Genomic DNA, 1,192 nt, shown 5'->3' on the forward strand with positions numbered 1-1,192 from the left:
TTATAATTTTAAACATTGTCCTTACCTTAGGACCAGTATTATTTCCAGTAGTTCTGACTATTATAGGAAATGCCATGAACGCTAGTGCAGGGCACTAATTTTCACCTATACAGATTATTATTAAGATAGAAAGAAGATTATAATATGAAAATTAAGCTTAAGAAAAAGAGAATTATAAGTGTATTGTTGGCTATTACTTTAGTAGCAATAGGGTATTACGTGTTTCAATCTATTACGAATCCTAAGCTGGTAAATGCGGAAGAGGCAAATAGTGTTCAGCAAGTGAGCAGTCTACCTAAAAATGAATTAAAAAAATTGATACCTAATCGTTTTGATGGTAAAGAAAGAAAAGTTGCATATTTAACTTTTGATGATGGACCTGGAAAATATACAGCTAATCTATTAGATGTACTAAAGAAAAATGATGTGAAAGCAACATTCTTTTTAATTGGCGATAATGTGAAAAGGTTCCCAGATTTAGTGAAACGAGAGCATGTAGAAAACAATTATGTGGGCATGCATAGTATGACACATGATTTTAAAAAGCTATACACCAATCAGGAATATGTGAAGGAAATGAAAGAAGATCAATCTTTAATTAGAAACGTTATTGGATACACACCGAAATTAACACGTCCACCATATGGATCAATGCCTGGCTTAAATGAATCACTTCGAAATGAAGTGGTAGGAAATAATTTGAAAGTATGGGATTGGACAATTGATTCTTTAGATTGGAAATACAATAAATTACCCGTTGATGTAGCAGCTGCAAAGATTGTTCAAAATGTCTTAGCAGGTGCGACGTCTTCAAAGGAAATTGTTTTAATGCACGATATTCATCCACAATCTGTCGCGGCAGTTCCAGCAATTATAAAAGGGTTAAAAGAAAAAGGGTACGAATTTGAAGCTTATGATGAGAACAATCATTTTCCAATAAACTTTTGGCATGATAATCGTATATAAAGAGATATATTAGTTAAAAGAAAATCAGAATGGAATAAGCAATTCATATAGGGTTTAAATATTTGTAAGAGCGTGTTTAGATAGATGAAAACACGCTCTTTTTACTGAACTATTTTATTGTAGATTTAAGTATAGGCTTTCTAATTTTAGAAAAATTTATATGATTTTTTCATTCATTTCTACATAAGCGTTGGATATTTCGTATGTTTGGCCAGAATGAAAAGAG

Annotated in this window: 2 protein-coding genes; both read left to right on the forward strand. The window is 31.5% G+C overall.

Annotated features, from left to right (window positions below; translation table 11 throughout):
* On the forward strand, positions 1 to 98 hold a 98-nt coding region (locus ABWK52_RS28430; RefSeq protein WP_353772329.1), incomplete at its 5' end, for a DUF3902 family protein.
* 46 nt (positions 99 to 144) lie between these two features.
* Positions 145 to 966, forward strand: coding sequence for a peptidoglycan-N-acetylglucosamine deacetylase (locus tag ABWK52_RS28435; protein WP_000694605.1), 822 nt, complete (start codon positions 145 to 147; stop codon positions 964 to 966).
* Positions 967 to 1,192 lie beyond the last annotated feature (226 nt).

Origin of the sequence: Bacillus sp. AP50, from assembly GCF_040492675.1 — a bacterium.
In the GTDB taxonomy this organism is placed as follows: Bacteria; Bacillota; Bacilli; order Bacillales; family Bacillaceae_G; genus Bacillus_A; species Bacillus_A cereus.